This window comes from Sphingobacterium sp. UBA5996, from assembly GCF_002429765.1.
In the GTDB taxonomy this organism is placed as follows: Bacteria; Bacteroidota; Bacteroidia; order Sphingobacteriales; family Sphingobacteriaceae; genus Sphingobacterium.
The window spans coordinates 1-16,988 of the sequence record NZ_DJAS01000026.1 but is presented as its reverse complement, the minus strand read 5'-3'; the positions used below and the strand labels follow the sequence as shown (position 1 = coordinate 16,988).

Genomic DNA, 16,988 nt, shown 5'->3' with positions numbered 1-16,988 from the left:
CTGATTTTTTAATTAAAATTCCCCCAATAACTGAATGACTTTATGGGGGAATTTCTATTTTTGAATAGTTCGTTTAAATAATCGCTGGTTCCTGCTGGCTCAGGCAGTGGAAACTTCCCAGTCCCCAAATGATGTCGACCGAATTTATTCCAATGACTTTACGTTTAGGAAAGCAGCTTTGGATGATGTCCAGTGCTCTTTGGTCGTTTTTGTCGTTGAAGACTGGCACAACAACAACATCATTGGCAATGTAGAAATTAGCATAAGAAGCGGGTAATCTGGTACCCTCATAAATAACAGGGGCCGGCATTGGGAGCTCAATGATATGCAGGGGTTCTCCGTTTAAGAGTTTAAATGAACGAAGCATTTCCAGATTTTCCTGAAGAATCTGGTAATTCTCATCTGAAGGATCTTCTTCTACAACAGTTAGTACTGTATTTTCATTAACGAAGCGTGTAATATCATCAATGTGGCCGTCTGTATCGTCTCCAACTATACCATCACCAAGCCATAACACTTGTTCTTGACCGTAAAACTCTTTTAAATAGATTTCTATTTGTTCTTTCGTTAAGTGCGGATTTCGGTTTTTATTCAACAGGCACGCCGTTGTTGTCATAATTGTTCCTGCACCATTAAATTCAACTGATCCTCCCTCCATGACGATGTCAGGGGTAAATAAAGGAAGACCCAATTTTTGGGCAATGCGAGTTGGGACGATATCGTCAAGTTCAAATGGAGGATATTTACCACCCCACGCGTTATACCCCCAGTCAACAACTGCTTTTTGATTTGTCGACGGATTAATGATAAAAGCAGGGCCGTGGTCTCTACACCAAGCATCATTGGTTGGATTAAAATAGAATTCGATATTGCTAAAATCTGTCGTCACGTCTTTCAGGGCCTGTATAGCAAAATTTTGCATTTCCTCATTAGCGACGTTAATTCTTACCTTTTGGCCTTCGGATACGACTTTAATAAATTGACAATAAGGTTCGTATATCGTTTCGATTTTTCCAGGCCACGATTCCTCTTTGTGTGGCCAGCTCAGCCATAAGGCCTCTTGCTTAGCCCATTCTGGCGGAAATGAGAATCCCTGTTTTTTTGGGGAATTGTCAAAATAGGTCTGTATAAATGTATTTTTCTGTTCCATACTTATTTTAAGGGGATTAAAAAAGCCATTTCAGTTAAACTCAGCACAGCTATGTACCTTCGCAACCGAAATGGCAAGTATATGCAATATTAGTCTTCGTCAATAAAACGTTTGGTGATTGGGGAGTATGTTTCAATTCTTCGATCTCTCAGAAATGGCCAGTGTTTTCTAAAATAATCCGATTCATTTAAGTCTAATTCGACGACCTCAATTTCCTCCTTGTCATGAGAAGCTAGGTAAAGCAATTTCCCCTGTCCATTTGTTACGAAACTTCCACCCCAGAATTTCATGGCACCATTTTGTTCATATCCAACCCGGTTAACAGATACCACTGGAACGCCGTTAGCAACTGCATGGGAGCGTTGTATGGTTTGCCATGCGTTATATTGATCTTTGTTGGTTTCTTCGTCCTGATCAGTTGCCCATCCGATAGCCGTAGGATAAAATAAAATTTCAGCGCCCATTAAGGCGGTAATCCGAGATGCTTCAGGGTACCATTGATCCCAACAGATTAAAATTCCTATTTTGCCAAATTGTGTTTTGAATACTTTGTAGCCTAGATCACCCGGCGTAAAATAGAATTTTTCATAAAAAGCGGGGTCATCTGGAATATGCATTTTCCGATATTTTCCTAAATATGAGCCATCCGCATCTAGTACCGCGGTTGTATTATGGTAAAGTCCTTCGGCTCTTTTTTCAAATAATGAAGCGATAATGACGACTCCAGTTTCCTTGGCGATAGCCGATAGCGCATCTGTGGATGGACCGGGGATGGATTCAGCCAATGCGAAATTGTCATAATCTTCTACATCGCAGAAATATAAAGAGGTAAATAGTTCTTGCAGACACACAATTTGCGCACCTTTTGCAGCGGCCTCTTTTACTTTAGCGATAGCTTTTTCGAGATTCTCTTGTTTGCTTGCGGTACAGCTCATCTGTACAACTCCAACTTTTACTTTGCTCATTCTTTAATGCTTATTTAATTCAAGCACAAAGATACTATTCTTAATTTGGATTTGGTCTTTAGGTAAAAACAAAAAGAGCTCTTAGAGCTCTTTTCGTAATCTTGCTACAGGGATATTCAATGCCTCCCGATATTTTGCTACTGTTCGTCGTGCAATATTATAGCCTTTTTCTTTCAGGATCTCAGTAAGCTTTTCATCAGCTAGCGGTTTCCGTTTATTTTCTTTTGAAATACACTCCTCCAATATTTTTTTAACCTCTTTATTGGATACCTCTTCCCCAGAATCTGTTTGAATAGCTTCGGAGAAAAAAGATTTTAGGAGAAAAGTGCCGAATTCTGTCTGTACATATTTTGAATTTGCCACCCGCGATACTGTCGATATATCCATGTCAATTCTATCCGCAATATCTTTCAATATCATGGGTTTTAGCTTTCGATCATCACCTGTCAGGAAATAATCATATTGGTATTCCATGATGGCATTCATTGTTTTGAGTAAGGTTTGCTGGCGTTGCTTTATGGCATCAATAAACCATTTTGCTGAGTCAAGCTTTTGCTTGACGAATTGTACAGCTTCTTTCATTTTTTTATCCTTTTGATCCGATTTTTCATAGTGCTCGAACATGTGCTGGTAATCACGGCTTATACGGAGCTCGGGCGCGTTTCGGCCATTTAAAGTCAAATGTAGAATACCATCATTGTTGCTAATATGGAAATCCGGGATAATATGAAGCTGTTTACCAGCCACCGCGCCAGAGTCTCCAGGCTTTGGATTAAGTTTTAGGATCTCATTCACTACATTTTTTAAATCCTCGGATGAAATACCCAATGATTTTTCTAATTTATCATAATGCTTTTTGGTAAATTCTTCGAGGTAGTTCGCTACTACTTTAATAGCAAGTTTAATTGTAGGATTTTGAGTGTCTTTTTTTTGCAGCTGGATCAAAAGACATTCTTGTAAATCCCGAGCGCCAATTCCGGCCGGCTCAAAATCTTGAATGACTTTCAACATATCAAGCACTTCATTTTCTTCAGTCATTACGTTTTGCCCAAACGCTAGATCGTCTACAAGATTGATAATAGGACGGCGTAAGTACCCGTCGTCATCAAGACTGCCAATAATTTGCTGGCCAATTAGAAAGTGCTTGTCATCTAAAGCCAACAGGTCTAATTGCTGTTGTAACTGCTCATAAAAGGAATGCTGGATTGCAACAGGCATTTCTTTCCGATCATCATCATCATCGCCATACTCATAGCCGTTACCATAATCTTTGAAATCGTCCTCCTGAATATAGTCTTCCAAGCTAAAGTCGTCTGAGTCGAATCCATCTTCATTGTCAAAATTATCATCGGGATCTTTGTCAGGATATTCTTCTATAGGATCGGTCATATTAGTCAAGCTACCATCTTCTAACGCAGGGTTTTCCTCTAATTCTTCCTTGATTCTTGCATCTAATGAAACAGTCGGAACCTGCAACAATTTTATAAATTGTATCTGTTGCGGAGACAATTTCTGTAATAGCTTTTGTTGTAATGTTTGTTTTAACATGCTAATAGTTGACTTTTTTACATCTAAATTTAAACAAATATCATTATTATTTTAAAATAAAATCGATAATAAATAAAAAAGGGGTATAATATTTGTGGAAGGCGGCTTAAAAAGGGAAATTTGACCTATCGAATTATACTCAATTTTTGGGTTGTTTTGCGCATACCATTTATTGTTAAAAAATGTAAATAGTTGATTACAGCGATTTATTTAGTTGTATATTTAGCCCCTGAAAATAGATAGAAAGGCATGTCAGGCGGGGTTAAAACCTTTTGCTGGTCGGATGTGTTGAATATAAGGTAAATTTCCATTTATGTTTAAACGTATTAAGAATAGAATTCTTCGTTATTTCGTTATAGCAATATACTTTGTCATTATATTGGTTTGTGCTATACAATTGAATTTTCTTTGGCTTTTCGGTTATTCTCCGACTAAAAAGGATATTGTTATGCCTAGTGTTAATATCTCAACGGAGTTATATACCGCGGACAGTGTTTTAATTGGCCGGTATTTCGATGAGGATAGAAATCCAATTCCGTTTGACAGTATCCCTAAAACAGTAACGAATGCTTTGATAGCAACCGAGGATGTACGTTTTTATAGTCATAAGGGTGTTGACTTTTTTGGATTAGGATCGGGAATTTTATCGACTTTAAAAGGAGATAAGCGGGGTGCAAGTACAATTACGCAGCAATTAGCTAAAAATCTTTATCGTACTCGCTATAATAAGTCGGGTGGTTTGTTGACACGTCTTCCTGTTGCCGGATTAGTGGTGACTAAATTTAAGGAGTGGATGACAGCTTACAAACTGGAGCAGCGTTACTCCAAAAACCAGATATTGGAAATGTATTTGAATACTGTCTCGTTCAGTAATAACGCTTATGGAATTGAAACGGCTGCAAAACGATATTTTTCAAAAGGAGCGAATCAGTTGACTCAAAACCAAGCGGCTGTTTTAATAGGGATGCTAAAAGGTACTACATTGTATAATCCGATTCGAAATCCTGAAAATGCATTTGTACGAAAAAATATCGTATTAAGTCAAATGTATAAAAGTGGCTTTTTAAAAAAAGAAGAGTATGATGGTCTGATTAAAGAAAAGATTGTTTTGAATACGAATAGTCAAGATATAAATGCTGGTGGAGACTCTTATTTACGTACTGCTGTAGCGAAGTGGTTGGAGAAATGGTCAGAGGAAAATAATTATGACATCTACACTGACGGGCTGAAAATTTATACCACTATAAATTCTAAACTTCAAAAGCATGCTGAAGAAGCGGTCGCCAAGCAAATGGTAGAATTGCAGCAACGTTTAAATAATACTTGGGATGGACAGGAGCCTTGGCGCGATTTGTCAGGCAAAGTTATTCCTAATTTTTTGGATAATTTGGCTAAAAAGATCCCTTATTATGCTTTTTTGAGTAAAAAGTACGCCAATACTCCTGATAGTATCTCTTATTTCCTCAACAAGAAGAAGAAGATGGAAGTCTATAATTGGAAGGATGGAGGCAAGATTGAAAAGGAGATGTCTACAATGGACTCTTTGAAATATTATGCGATGATGCTGAATGCGGGGATGATGTCAATGGATCCGTATTCAGGTGAAATCAAAGCATGGGTTGGTGGAATAAATCATCAATATTTTAAGTATGATCACGTGATGCAAGCGAAACGACAAGCGGGATCTACGTTTAAGCCTTTCGTATACTTAGCAGCCTTAGAATCGGGAATGTCTCCTTGTGATAAAATTACAGATAAGCCTGTTACCATCAAGATTGATAAAGGTGATTCTGTTGAGATATGGGAACCTAAAAATGCTGACTGGAATTTCTCCTACCGTGAAATGTCTTTGCGGCATGCGATGGCCCGCTCCATCAATTCGGTTACAGTTCAGTTAACTGATATGGTCACGCCTTCGAAAGTTGTTGATGCGGCTCACCGTTGTGGTATTACGAGTAAATTAAATCCGGTTGCTTCTGTAGGGCTTGGACCTAATGATGTTTCTGTTTTTGAAATGGTGAATGGGTACTCAACAATGATGAACCATGGCGAGCGCGTGACACCTTTGCTGGTTTCTAAGATTGAAGATCATGATGGTAACGTGATTGCAACGTTTCAGGCAGAACGTAAACAGGTCGTTGATAAGCAAGATGCGTGGTTAATGACGTATATGCTCCGTGGTGGGATGGAAGAGCCAGGTGGTACGTCTCAAGGATTGTGGGAGTGGGATTTATTTAAAAAGGAAAATGAAATAGGAGGGAAAACAGGTACTTCTTCTGAATATGTAGATGGCTGGTATATGGGGGTGACAAAAGATCTGGTTACAGGTATTTGGGTAGGGTGTGACGAGCGGAGCATTCACTTTAAGAACTCGCATACGGGAGAAGGTTCTCGTACTGCATTGCCGATTTTCGGAGTTTACCTTGAATCCGTTTATAAAGATAAGAATTTAGGGTACACCATGGGTAAGTTTCCAAGCCCTACTGTTGAAATTACAAAATCATACAAATGTGAAACGCCGCGTTACAGTGATCCGGAACCAGAGCAGATGGATTCTACTCAGTTAGAGGTGCCTACTGATGAAGGATTTATCGGGCCGGAAGAAGAGGGTGGTGAAGAAAGTCAACTTGAACGCAATAATACGGATCAACTTGAGCGTAACAATACTGAAGGTGGTGCGGATAGTTTGCAAAGTGAAAAATTATCATCGTCTGAAGATGGGCCTGTTCAGAATTAAATAACTGCTTTTAATACTTGTCTTCAAAAATATGAAATGGCCGCCTAGTTTTTATACAGGTGGCTTTTTTTTGCTAAGCGGCGTAGCTTGTGCCTCTTTTGGCGAAATCTCGGTGTGGCTGCGGGAAAAGATTATTCCAGTTTGGATTAGATTTACGGATGAGTCTTTCAATCTGCATGGCTGTAAAATGCTGTAGTTCGTCTATCTTTTTGTTTGCTGTCTCTAAACTTGTAAAATCTTCCGTATAGATTATTCTATTTAGGCTTGGGCCTTGATTGAAGATGAAACTGTTGGATTGCTGTAGCTTCATTACTGTAGTGAATATGTTGGTGCTGAGACCAATTTCGAAGCGTTTCCGATTGCTATCTGTCACTATATATAGAATAATATTGCTCATAATGCTAAATTATTTGGACGTTTAAAATATATTTACTAATTTTATTGGCACAATATTACTAATAAAATTAGTTTTTGCAAAATATTTTTTGAAAAAATAACATGTCAAATATTTCGTCCAATCTGAAGTTCCTTAGAAAAGGAAAGAAAATTACACAGCAACAATTTGCTGATATCATGGAAATTAAGCGAGCGTCTGTCGGGGCGTATGAAGAAGATAGGGCTGAGCCTAAATATGAGTTGTTGAAGAAGATTGCTGAATTCTATGGGTTGACTATGGATGAACTGGCAAACGATGTTATTGACGACAAGTGGAAGCCAGTTCCCAAAAGTAATGCATCCAATTTAAGGGTGCTAAGTGTCACTGTGGATACGGATAACCGTGAGAATATTGAACTGGTGCCTGTAAAGGCTAGTGCTGGGTATTTAAATGGGTATGGTGATCCGGAGTATGTCGCAGAATTACCTAAGTTTTCGCTTCCAATGTTTGGTCAGGGCACATTTCGCGCTTTTGAAATTAAAGGAGACTCGATGTTGCCTTTGCCGTCAGGATCTATTGTCGTGGCGGAGTATGTGGAAAACTGGGATGATATTAAGCCTGGAAGTACGTACGTAGTCGTGTCGAAGGAAGATGGCGTGGTGTATAAACGTATCGCTTTTAAATTTAAAGAGGATAAAGGCTTGAAGCTCGTTTCTGATAACAAAACATATGTGCCTTATTGGGTTGAGACGTCGGATATCCTTGAAGTGTGGAAGGCGAAGGCTTTTATAAGTACGCAGCTCCCTGAACCGACGCCTGAGCCGACAATGGAAACATTGACGAGTATGATGGCACAAATGCAGAAAACGATTAATGCAGTTGTTGACAATTCAAAGTAGTGAAATATTTTTAGCATTTTGAGCGATATTTGTTTTTTATTTTATAAAGTGCTATATTTGCATATCTGAAAGGAAGGGGGCTCGTATTGCCCCCTTTTTTTAATTCAATTAAATAGCATTTCTACAGAAAGAACAATGCAGCATATAGAGAAACGAGTTGTTGAACTCATAGAAGAGAAAATAGCGGATCGCGATGACTTATTTATTGTCAGCGTGAAGATGCATCCAAATAAAATTCTAGAGATTCTTTTGGATGGGGATAATGGTATTAATATTGACGATTGTGCACAGGTGAGCCGTCATGTGGGTTTTCATCTGGAAGAAGAAAATGTAATTGATAATGCCTATCGTTTAGAGGTTTCCTCACCAGGTATCGATGCTAATTTTGTGAATATCCGACAGTATCAAAAGAATATAGGTCGTACGATTCAGGTTAAGTTGATTGATAATACTAAAATTGAAGGTACATTGGTGACGCTGGATGATACGAAGATCAATGTTCTTCAGAAGATTAAAGAAAAAGGTAAAAAAGCGCAAGAGGTAGAAAAAGAACTTCCTTTTGATCAAATAAAAGCAACAAAAGTGGTAATTTCATTTTAATAATAATGAGTAACAGCAACATCAATCTGATAGACTCTTTTCAAGAGTTTAAGGAGTTTAAGAATATCGATAGACCTACTGTTATCACAGTATTGGAAGAGGTTTTTCGTAGTATGATCCGTCGTCGTTTTGGTACGGATGAAAATGTGGATGTTATCGTGAATCCAGATAACGGGGATTTGGAGATTTGGAGGACTCGTGTCGTTGTTGAAGATGAATTTTCAGAGGATGATGATCTTGAAATCGAATTAGCTGAAGCTAGAAAACATGACGAAGACTTAGAAGTAGGTGATGATTTTATTGAGCAGATCACCTTAGAAAGTTTTGGTCGCCGTGCAATCCTAGCGGCTCGCCAAACGCTTGTGTCGAAAGTTTTGGAATTAGAAAAAGATGAGGTCTTTAAAAAATATAAGGATAGAGAAGGAGAGTTGGTTATTGGTGAAGTGTATCAGATTTGGAAGAAAGAGATCTTGGTATTAGATGAGGATGGTAATGAATTAATTCTTCCGAAGTCTGAACAAATTCCTGCCGACTACTTCAAAAAGGGCGATGGTATACGTGCAGTCGTGCATAAAGTTGATATGATGAATAATAATCCAAAGATTATTATTTCACGTACCGCACCAGCGTTTTTACAACGTTTGTTTGAACTGGAGGTCCCTGAAATTTTTGATGGTTTAATTACCATCAAAAAAATCGTTCGCGAACCTGGAGAAAGAGCGAAAGTTGCTGTTGAATCGTATGACGACCGTATTGATCCGGTAGGAGCTTGTGTGGGTATGAAAGGGTCCCGTATTCATGGTATCGTACGTGAACTGCGTAATGAGAATATCGACGTTATTAACTTTACGACAAACCATTCCTTATATATCGCTCGTGCTCTGAGTCCTGCAAGGATTAGTTCAATCAAAATTGATGAAGAAAATAAAACTGCAGCTGTATACCTGAAATCCGATCAAGTTTCGTTGGCAATTGGACGTGGTGGGCACAATATTAAATTGGCAGGAAAATTGACTGGATATGAAATTGACGTTTATCGCGAGAATGATGAGTTCGATGAGGATGTTGATATCGAAGAGTTCAGCGATGAGATTGAAAGCTGGGTAATCGATGAATTAAAACGTGTTGGTTTGGATTCAGCGAAGTCTGTGCTATCTCTTAGTGAGGAAGAGTTAGTGAGACGTACAGATCTAGAAGAAGATACAATTCGCGAGATTGTACGTATTTTGCAAGCTGAATTTGAATAAAATTCAGCTCATTAATTTTTTTCTATCTAACATTCGGAATAAATTGTTTATGGATGGAAAAAAACATATTTTTGTAATTATATTAAAATAGTTTATATTATAGATGACTGAAGGAAAAGGAACAAACTTGCTTAAAGCAGCAAAGGAACTCAACATCGGGATACATACCGCCGTCGAATGTTTAGTGAAAAAAGGATATGATGTAGAAGCAAAGCCTAACACTAAATTGAACGGAGAGATGTATGGTGTGCTGTTAAAAGAGTTTCAGGGAGACAAATCACTGAAAGATGAAGCTAAACAAATCGTTATTGGCAAAATTCGTCGTGAGGAGTCGCCGTCCACTTCTCCTAAGGAATCATCTAAGAATGAGGATAACGAAGATCGTGATGAGTCCAAGGAAATCTTGGTCAAGAATACGGTAGAAATTCCATCAGCTAAAGAAGCTACTCCTGAAAAGGTAGAGGAACCTACGCACCAAGGTGGTATGAAGGTTGTTGGTAAAATTGATCTTGACGCTTTACGTAGAGGCGGAAATAAGGTTAAGAAGGAAGAACCTGTTAAGGAAGAGCCTAAAACTACCAAGGAAGCACCAGCGGAGGTAAAAGCAGAAGTTAAGGCGGAAGAAAAGAAGGATGCCGAAGTGAAAGCGCCTAATGTTGAAGCAAAAAAAGAAGAACCAAAGGTTACTGAGAATAAGCAAGAAGCTATAGTGCCCAAAGCGGAGATTCAAAAACCGGAAGTAGATAAAACTGAAGTAAAAGCAACTCCGGTTGTAGAGACAAAAACTGAACCTGTGAAGGTAGAAGAGAAGAAAAAAGAAGAAACAGCGCCAAAAGCTGTACCAGTAACTCCAATAGTGGAGCCTGTAAAAAAACAAGGTGATGATATTTTTTCTGCTCGCGCAGAGAGATTGACAGGTCCTAAAGTCGTTGGTAAAATTGAATTGCCAACAGCGAGACCTTCCCACAAACCTGTGGCTTCATCTTCAAATGCTGGAAATAACAACGAGAAACGTAAGCGTAAGCGTACGAATCCAAATGGTCCAGTTAATCCGAACGCGGCTCAAGGTCATGGTAATAATAATCAAAACCGTGGGCCACGTGATGGTAATAATCCCAACAACCGAGACCAACAAGGTAATCGTGGTGGGAATCATGGTAATAACAATAATCCTAACAATCGTCAAGGGCAAACCGGAAACCAACAAGGTAGGCCAGGGCAAGGTGGTGGAAATAACCAACACCCAGGCAGACCGGGGCAAGGGACCAGACCGCAATACGGAAATCGTTTTGACAATAGAGGAAAAGGAAGACCTGTTGAGAATAAGGAAGAGCCTACAGAAAAGGAAATACAAGACCAAATCAAAGCAACACTTGCTCGCCTAAGTGGTGCAGGTAAGTCGGGGAAATTTGCGCAGCGCGCCAAATTGAGACGACAGAAACGTGATGATGTTGCCCAACATGCAGAAGAAGCTGCAATGGAGCAAGAGATGATGGCGAAAGTATTGCGTGTTACAGAGTTTGTAACTGCAAATGAATTAGCTAACTTGATGGACGTTCAAGTAACTCAGATTATTGCAACTTGTATGAGTTTGGGTATGTTTGTGTCAATTAATCAACGTCTAGATGCTGAAACTTTAGCAATAGTAGCGGATGAATTTGGTTATCAGGTAGAGTTTATCAAACCTGAGGATGAAGAAACTGCTGAACTTGAAGAATCCGATACTGAACAAAACTTGATTTCGAGAGCGCCTATTGTAACTGTAATGGGACACGTCGATCATGGTAAAACCTCATTACTGGATTACATTCGTAAGGCAAACGTTACTTCTGGTGAGGCGGGTGGTATCACCCAACATATCGGTGCATACGCGGTTAAATTGGAAGATGACCGTAAAATCACATTCTTGGATACGCCTGGTCACGAAGCTTTTACGGCTATGCGTGCCCGCGGTGCCAAAGTTACTGATATTGTTATTATCGTTATTGCAGCGGACGATGCTGTCATGCCACAAACAAAAGAAGCAATCAACCACGCGCAAGCGGCAGGTGTGCCAATCGTATTTGCATTTACTAAAGTGGATAAACCTGGAGCAAATCCTGATAGAATCCGCGAGCAGCTTTCTGCGATGAATATCTTAGTTGAAGACTGGGGTGGTAAGTTCCAAGCGCAAGAGATTTCAGCAAAAACTGGAGAAAATGTCGACCTATTATTAGAGAAAGTTTTATTGGAAGCTGAGATGTTAGATCTAAAAGCTGATCCGAAAAAACGAGCTGTTGGTTCAGTAATTGAAGCAGCTTTGGATAAAGGTCGTGGTATTGTGACAACGGTATTGATACAAAGTGGTACATTACGTGTTGGAGATCCTATTTTAGCGGGATCGCATTCCGGTAAAGTTAAAGCGTTGACTAATGAAAGAGGTGAACGTGTTAAAGAGGCGGGACCGTCTGTTCCAGTACAAATCTTGGGAATGGCAGGAGCGCCGACAGCAGGGGATAAGCTTTATGTTCTTGAAAGCGAGTCTGAAGCTAGAACTGTAGCCAACAAACGTCTTCAGTTACAACGCGAGCAAGGCATGCGTGCTACTAAGCATATCACCTTGGATGAAATCGGTCGTCGTTTAGCTATTGGTAACTTCAAAGAACTTAATATTATCGTTAAAGGTGATGTGGACGGTTCTATCGAAGCATTATCAGATTCATTATTGAAATTGTCTACTGACGAGATTCAAGTTAATATCATTCATAAATCAGTGGGTGCGATCTCTGAATCGGATGTATTGTTAGCTTCTGCTTCCGATGCGATCATCATAGGTTTCCAAGTACGCCCAACACAAAACGCACGTAAGTTAGCTGAGAACGAGCAAATTGATGTACGTTTATATTCGATCATCTATGATGCGATTGATGAAATCAAGTCTGCGATGGAAGGTATGTTAGCTCCGAAATTTGAAGAGAAAATTGTTGCTGAGGTTGAAATCAGAGAAACATTCAAAATTTCTAAAGTTGGTACCATCGCGGGATGTATGGTTCGCGAGGGTAAAATTAATAGAAACAATGATATCCGTGTAATTAGGGAGGGTGTTGTGATCCATACTGGTAAACTGGCATCTTTGAAGCGTTTCAAAGATGACGTGAAAGAAGTTTCACAGGGTTACGAATGTGGTTTAAATATTGACCGTTTCAATGATATTCAAGTGGGAGACATTGTTGAAGCTTACGAACAAGTTGAAGTGAAACGTAAATTGTAATCATTGAGGTGATATACGTATAAAATAGAAAGCGGCATTGATTAAATAAAATCAATGCCGCTTTGTTTTTACCCTTCATATAATTCAATCGGGAGCTGATCAGGATCAAAAAAGAATGTAAAGCGTTTATTTGTTAGCTCATCTATTCTGATTCCTTCGTGTGATATCCCTGCTTTTTCAAGCTTATTTAATTCTAAGTCGAGATTATCTACTTCGAACGCAAGATGTCTTAAACCTGCAGCTTCTGGGAAGCTAAGCCTTTTGTGTGGCGAAGGAAAAGAGAACAGTTCGATAATATAGTGATCATTTAGTCTGAGATCCAGTTTATACGAATCGCGTTCTTTGCGATAATATTCTTGTATAATATCCAAGCCTAGTACGTCGGTATAAAATTCTTTTGAACGCTCATAATTGCTGCATATAATGGCAATATGATGTATTTTATTTAGGTTTAATTTCATCTATCGATACTTATAGCTTTGAGCTGTTTATACAGTTCTGCCTTTATATGGTAAAAAAACATATGATATTATGTTGAAAGTTATTTTGCTCTTTCATATTGTTTAGGCCATGGAATGTCAGCAGCTAATTCTTTCGCAAAATGTAAAGGAAGGTGAGGGTCGTCAAGAAATCCCCTAGCGATTAAAATTAAATCAGCTTGTTTTTTTTCAATGATCTCGGAGGCCTGAAAAGCTGTTTTGATCAAACCTACAGTGCCCACCTTGTTCTCAGTATTCTCTTTAATCGCTGTGGCAAAAGGGAGCTGATATGCAGGCTTGATAGCTATTTTTTGATGAGAGACTAAGCCTCCGCTTGACACATCAATGAGATCTACGCCCAATGTGTACAATAATTTTGATAAAGAGATAGACTGTTGTAGATCCCAACCATTCTCAGCCCAATCTGTCGCAGAAATACGTATCCATAAATTTTGAGTTGTTATTTCCTGTTTTACTTTTTTCACGATTTCAACAAGAAAACGGATTCTATTTTCGAATGTACCACCATAACTATCCCTTCGTAAGTTACTCAATGGGGAAAGAAATTGATGGATCAGGTATCCATGTGCAGCATGAAGTTCAATAATTTCGTAACCGGCTTGTATCGCTCTTCTCGTTGCTGCTCTGAATTGTTCAATCAATATTTCAATAGCGGCAATACTGAGCTCTTGTGGTTCGTGGTCTCCCGCATGGAAAGCGATGGGAGATGGAGCCACTGTTTGCCAGCCCTGAGGATCGGTTGGCGAAAGTTGTTTTCGGCCTATCCAAGGTTTATTATTGCTGGCTTTGCGGCCAGCGTGCGCTAGCTGTATCCCCGGAACAGAGCCATTTTCTTTGATGAACGTGGTTATTTCTTTTAATTTGCCGATGTGGCGATCGTCCCATATACCAAGGTCTCCCTCACTGATTCGGCCTTCAGCAGTAATAGCCGTTGCTTCTTGTATTATTGCGGCAGCACCACCGGCGGCAAACTGGCCCAAGTGTACTAAGTGCCAATTATTCGCAAATCCATCCGTTGCCGAGTACTGACACATTGGAGACACAACCAGGCGATTTTTTAATAGTATATTTCCAATATTTATTGGTGAAAATAATTGACTCATAATTCCTTGTTTAAATGAGGCAGGAGTAAAGAACGCTCCTGCCTTAATACATATAATACATCATTAAAAGCAGCCTTTGAAAGGCTTTTATTTAGCCCATCCCATCTTTTTTCGATCATTACGGATTTGTAGACCATAAAGAAGCCGATTTCAGCATAGCCCGTCTAGGTAGTTTTAAGTTGGCTACGACCAACTCTGCAAAATCTTCAGGCTGTAGAACTTTTTCTGGATTGCCATCTGTTAGGCCAAGGTCTTTGGACATATCCGAAGCAATAGTACTTGGCATTAGCGTACAGACACGAATATTGTTTTTTCTTACTTCGCGCATTAAGGAATCCGCAAAGCCTATCACGCCAAATTTTGAAGCACTATAAGCAGAGGTGGTTGCCGATCCATTTAATCCAGCAGTAGAAGAGACCATAACAATATCACCTTGATTTTTCTCAATCAATTGTGGAAGAATTGCTCTTGTAACAAAATATGTACCCAATAGATTGACATGAATGATAGATGTCCATTCTGCAATATCCATGTCAAGTACAGTGGAAAAAGATGACACACCAGCGTTGTTAATTAGAATATCAAATTTTCCAAAACTTTCTGTAAGTCGCTGAACTTCCTGTTGTACGGCTGAATAGTCGGACACATCAAAAACAGCATAAGTAACCTCAGTACCCAACTCAGCCAACTCAGCAGCGGTAACCTTTAAACTAGATTCATTTCTTCCTGTAATGGCGATATGAACACCTTCCTTAGCCAACGCAAAAGCAATCGCTTTTCCCAATCCTCGAGCTGCCCCTGTAATTAAGGCTCTTTTTCCTGTTATATTTTCCATAACATAAAATTAAGTATATACATTTTTACTCGTGTCAAATAAAACTCAAAAAAGGTAAGTTACTTTACTTTTTTTATAATGTTTTCGATAATTGGGTAGGTATTTGCCCGTATTTCTTCAAATTGGTCTGCATGACGCCACTCTGCCTTTGTAATATCTTCCGATGTTTGCGGTATTAATTTAGGGACTTTGTTAACACCCATTTCATACCAATTTGTTGTTTTTAGAACGAATTCACCGTTACGCAAAAAATAAGTATGATATGACGTAGTAATTTTCTTCCCTAAATAGTCAATTTTTATACCACATTCTTCTTCGACTTCACGTACTGCCGCTTCTCGCATTTTTTCATTATCTTCCACTTTACCTTTAGGAAGATCCCATTTGCCGAGGCGGTAGATAAATAAATAATCTCCATCACCATTTTTAACTAGCCCCCCGGCTGCCTTAATAATCTTCATTTTGTTTTTTAAGTTTTGAAATACTGTTTCAAAATCTTTGTTGATGTAGAGATATGTTTTTGGAACCTTATCAATTTCAGATTGTTTGAAAAGTTTTTGGAGGTCAATCTCTTGAAAACTAATTGTTTGCGGGTTTTTAGTTTTCGATGGAACGAAATCTGCTAAAATTAGCAGGGTTTCGTTCATATAAATTTTATAAATTTGCGCCATGAATAATTTAAATGAGGTTGAACAAAAAGTTGCTGAATCCTTATTGCAAATTAAAGCAATAAAATTGCAACCTAAAAGTCCTTTTACATGGGCATCAGGTTGGAAGTCTCCAATTTACTGTGATAACCGTATCACTTTATCTCATCCGTCGATTCGTACATACATTCGTCAGAAGCTTTCTAAGCTTATACAAGAGGAGTTTGGATCAGTGGATATGATTTCTGGAGTTGCTACGGCAGGTATTCCACAAGGAGTTTTGGTAGCACAGGATTTGGGACTGCCATTTTCTTATGTTAGAAGCTCAGCTAAGGATCATGGTCGTCAAAATTTAATTGAAGGTGAAGTCGTTAGCGGTCAACGTGTCGTTGTAATTGAAGATCTAATTTCGACGGGTAAAAGTAGCCTAATTGCGGTAAAAGCGTTACGTGAGGCTGGCTGTAATGTTGTTGGATTGGTATCTATCTTTACTTATGGGCTACAGCAAGCAGTTGATAATTTTGCGGAAGCAAAGTGTCCTTATTTTAGCTTATGTAATTATGATGCGCTGATTCAGGTCGCAGCAGAAAATAGTTATGTATTGGAAGAGGATATCGAAATCTTGAAGAAATGGCGCTTGAACCCCGCTGCTTGGGGAGAAAATTTTCAATAAAAAAGCATTAATTTATCGTTATGACGACTATTCAGAACACAACTGAGATCAATAAAAATGTAGCTGAGGTGTATAGATTTTTGGCAGACCTCAACAATCATGAACAGTTGATGCCCGAAAATATTTATAATTGGTCTTCTACTTCGGACGAAGCTCGATTTACGATACAGAATATGGCAAAACTGGCTCTCAAAGTTGAGGATCGTATTGAAAATCAAGTTATTAAGTTGGTTCCTTTGGAGAAGGCACCTTTCGAAGTTACGCTCCGCTGGGAATTACAAGATGTTAAAGCTACAGTGACAAAAGCAACCTTTATTATTGATGCGGAGCTGAATATGATGATGAAAATGATCGCTTCTGGCCCCCTTCAAAAATTAGTTGATTTTCAGATCAGCAAGTTAAAAGAAGTGTTTGGGTAGGTTGTTTATAACGGATATATAAAAAAGAAGCTGTCTCAA

The 16,988-nt window shown here is 38.9% G+C and carries 15 protein-coding genes; 7 read left to right on the top strand and 8 right to left on the bottom strand.

The window, feature by feature from the left end; translation table 11 throughout:
• Nucleotides 1-73: 73 nt before the first annotated feature.
• The 3 genes from B3E00_RS19960 to rpoN all read right to left on the bottom strand — a co-directional run bounded on the left by B3E00_RS19960 (nucleotide 74) and on the right by rpoN (nucleotide 3,663).
• Nucleotides 74-1,150: an agmatine deiminase family protein gene (locus B3E00_RS19960; RefSeq protein WP_293939798.1), complete on the bottom strand. Its 1,077-nt coding sequence runs from the start codon at nucleotides 1,148-1,150 to the stop codon at nucleotides 74-76.
• Between the two features lie 89 nt (nucleotides 1,151-1,239).
• The gene (locus B3E00_RS19955) at nucleotides 1,240-2,115 is read right to left on the bottom strand and encodes a carbon-nitrogen hydrolase (protein WP_293885066.1); all 876 of its coding nucleotides are present in this window, start codon (nucleotides 2,113-2,115) and stop codon (nucleotides 1,240-1,242) included.
• 81 nt (nucleotides 2,116-2,196) lie between these two features.
• Nucleotides 2,197-3,663, bottom strand: a complete 1,467-nt coding sequence (gene rpoN / locus B3E00_RS19950) for an RNA polymerase factor sigma-54 (RefSeq protein WP_209574710.1) — start codon at nucleotides 3,661-3,663, stop codon at nucleotides 2,197-2,199.
• 448 nt (nucleotides 3,664-4,111) lie between these two features.
• On the opposite strand from rpoN, the gene B3E00_RS19945 reads away from it, so the two are divergent.
• A complete protein-coding gene (locus B3E00_RS19945; protein WP_293886167.1) occupies nucleotides 4,112-6,400 on the top strand; it encodes a transglycosylase domain-containing protein in 2,289 nt (762 codons plus the stop codon).
• 73 nt (nucleotides 6,401-6,473) lie between these two features.
• On the opposite strand, the gene B3E00_RS19940 is transcribed toward B3E00_RS19945, so the two are convergent.
• The gene (locus B3E00_RS19940; protein WP_293939796.1) at nucleotides 6,474-6,797 is read right to left on the bottom strand and encodes a hypothetical protein; all 324 of its coding nucleotides are present in this window, start codon (nucleotides 6,795-6,797) and stop codon (nucleotides 6,474-6,476) included.
• A gap of 101 nt (nucleotides 6,798-6,898) precedes the next feature.
• Here B3E00_RS19940 and B3E00_RS19935 point away from each other — a divergent pair, with 101 nt between their 5' ends.
• From B3E00_RS19935 to infB, 4 genes are all read left to right on the top strand, one after another.
• Nucleotides 6,899-7,675, top strand: a complete 777-nt coding sequence (locus tag B3E00_RS19935) for an XRE family transcriptional regulator (protein ID WP_293939794.1) — start codon at nucleotides 6,899-6,901, stop codon at nucleotides 7,673-7,675.
• A gap of 135 nt (nucleotides 7,676-7,810) precedes the next feature.
• The gene (gene rimP / locus B3E00_RS19930) at nucleotides 7,811-8,275 is read left to right on the top strand and encodes a ribosome assembly cofactor RimP (protein WP_293885069.1); all 465 of its coding nucleotides are present in this window, start codon (nucleotides 7,811-7,813) and stop codon (nucleotides 8,273-8,275) included.
• A 5-nt stretch (nucleotides 8,276-8,280) separates the two neighbouring features.
• Nucleotides 8,281-9,522, top strand: coding sequence for a transcription termination factor NusA (nusA, locus tag B3E00_RS19925; protein WP_046675481.1), 1,242 nt, complete (start codon nucleotides 8,281-8,283; stop codon nucleotides 9,520-9,522).
• A 103-nt stretch (nucleotides 9,523-9,625) separates the two neighbouring features.
• Nucleotides 9,626-12,772 (top strand): translation initiation factor IF-2, encoded by a 3,147-nt coding sequence (infB, locus tag B3E00_RS19920; RefSeq protein ID WP_293939792.1) that lies wholly within the window; start codon nucleotides 9,626-9,628, stop codon nucleotides 12,770-12,772.
• 68 nt (nucleotides 12,773-12,840) lie between these two features.
• On the opposite strand, the gene B3E00_RS19915 is transcribed toward infB, so the two are convergent.
• The 4 genes from B3E00_RS19915 to B3E00_RS19900 all read right to left on the bottom strand — a co-directional run bounded on the left by B3E00_RS19915 (nucleotide 12,841) and on the right by B3E00_RS19900 (nucleotide 15,881).
• Nucleotides 12,841-13,233 (bottom strand): VOC family protein, encoded by a 393-nt coding sequence (locus tag B3E00_RS19915; protein WP_293885071.1) that lies wholly within the window; start codon nucleotides 13,231-13,233, stop codon nucleotides 12,841-12,843.
• Between the two features lie 80 nt (nucleotides 13,234-13,313).
• Nucleotides 13,314-14,375 (bottom strand): NADH:flavin oxidoreductase/NADH oxidase, encoded by a 1,062-nt coding sequence (locus tag B3E00_RS19910; RefSeq protein ID WP_293886166.1) that lies wholly within the window; start codon nucleotides 14,373-14,375, stop codon nucleotides 13,314-13,316.
• Between the two features lie 118 nt (nucleotides 14,376-14,493).
• Nucleotides 14,494-15,210: a 3-ketoacyl-ACP reductase gene (locus B3E00_RS19905; protein ID WP_293885073.1), complete on the bottom strand. Its 717-nt coding sequence runs from the start codon at nucleotides 15,208-15,210 to the stop codon at nucleotides 14,494-14,496.
• A 59-nt stretch (nucleotides 15,211-15,269) separates the two neighbouring features.
• Nucleotides 15,270-15,881 (bottom strand): NUDIX domain-containing protein, encoded by a 612-nt coding sequence (locus B3E00_RS19900; protein WP_293885074.1) that lies wholly within the window; start codon nucleotides 15,879-15,881, stop codon nucleotides 15,270-15,272.
• On the opposite strand from B3E00_RS19900, the gene pyrE reads away from it, so the two are divergent.
• Both pyrE and B3E00_RS19890 read left to right on the top strand, forming a co-directional pair.
• Nucleotides 15,880-16,530: an orotate phosphoribosyltransferase gene (gene pyrE / locus B3E00_RS19895; protein WP_209574687.1), complete on the top strand. Its 651-nt coding sequence runs from the start codon at nucleotides 15,880-15,882 to the stop codon at nucleotides 16,528-16,530. The two genes, B3E00_RS19900 and pyrE, sit on opposite strands and share 2 nt — an antisense overlap.
• Nucleotides 16,531-16,550: 20 nt before the next feature.
• Complete coding sequence (locus B3E00_RS19890; protein ID WP_293939791.1) at nucleotides 16,551-16,949, top strand: SRPBCC family protein; 399 nt, start codon at nucleotides 16,551-16,553, stop codon at nucleotides 16,947-16,949.
• The last annotated feature ends 39 nt before the right edge of the window (nucleotides 16,950-16,988 follow it).

Bases quoted from the DNA above. Each gene is read 5' to 3' on its own strand.
- rpoN (WP_209574710.1), bottom strand. From the start codon at position 3,663: ATGTTAAAACAAACATTACAACAAAAGCTATTACAGAAATTGTCTCCG.
- B3E00_RS19935 (WP_293939794.1), top strand. From the start codon at position 6,899: ATGTCAAATATTTCGTCCAATCTGAAGTTCCTTAGAAAAGGAAAGAAA.
- B3E00_RS19905 (WP_293885073.1), bottom strand. From the start codon at position 15,210: ATGGAAAATATAACAGGAAAAAGAGCCTTAATTACAGGGGCAGCTCGA.
- B3E00_RS19900 (WP_293885074.1), bottom strand. From the start codon at position 15,881: ATGGCGCAAATTTATAAAATTTATATGAACGAAACCCTGCTAATTTTA.
- B3E00_RS19955 (WP_293885066.1), bottom strand. From the start codon at position 2,115: ATGAGCAAAGTAAAAGTTGGAGTTGTACAGATGAGCTGTACCGCAAGC.
- B3E00_RS19915 (WP_293885071.1), bottom strand. From the start codon at position 13,233: ATGAAATTAAACCTAAATAAAATACATCATATTGCCATTATATGCAGC.
- B3E00_RS19910 (WP_293886166.1), bottom strand. From the start codon at position 14,375: ATGAGTCAATTATTTTCACCAATAAATATTGGAAATATACTATTAAAA.
- nusA (WP_046675481.1), top strand. From the start codon at position 8,281: ATGAGTAACAGCAACATCAATCTGATAGACTCTTTTCAAGAGTTTAAG.
- infB (WP_293939792.1), top strand. From the start codon at position 9,626: ATGACTGAAGGAAAAGGAACAAACTTGCTTAAAGCAGCAAAGGAACTC.
- pyrE (WP_209574687.1), top strand. From the start codon at position 15,880: ATGAATAATTTAAATGAGGTTGAACAAAAAGTTGCTGAATCCTTATTG.
- B3E00_RS19940 (WP_293939796.1), bottom strand. From the start codon at position 6,797: ATGAGCAATATTATTCTATATATAGTGACAGATAGCAATCGGAAACGC.
- B3E00_RS19945 (WP_293886167.1), top strand. From the start codon at position 4,112: ATGCCTAGTGTTAATATCTCAACGGAGTTATATACCGCGGACAGTGTT.
- B3E00_RS19890 (WP_293939791.1), top strand. From the start codon at position 16,551: ATGACGACTATTCAGAACACAACTGAGATCAATAAAAATGTAGCTGAG.
- B3E00_RS19960 (WP_293939798.1), bottom strand. From the start codon at position 1,150: ATGGAACAGAAAAATACATTTATACAGACCTATTTTGACAATTCCCCA.
- rimP (WP_293885069.1), top strand. From the start codon at position 7,811: ATGCAGCATATAGAGAAACGAGTTGTTGAACTCATAGAAGAGAAAATA.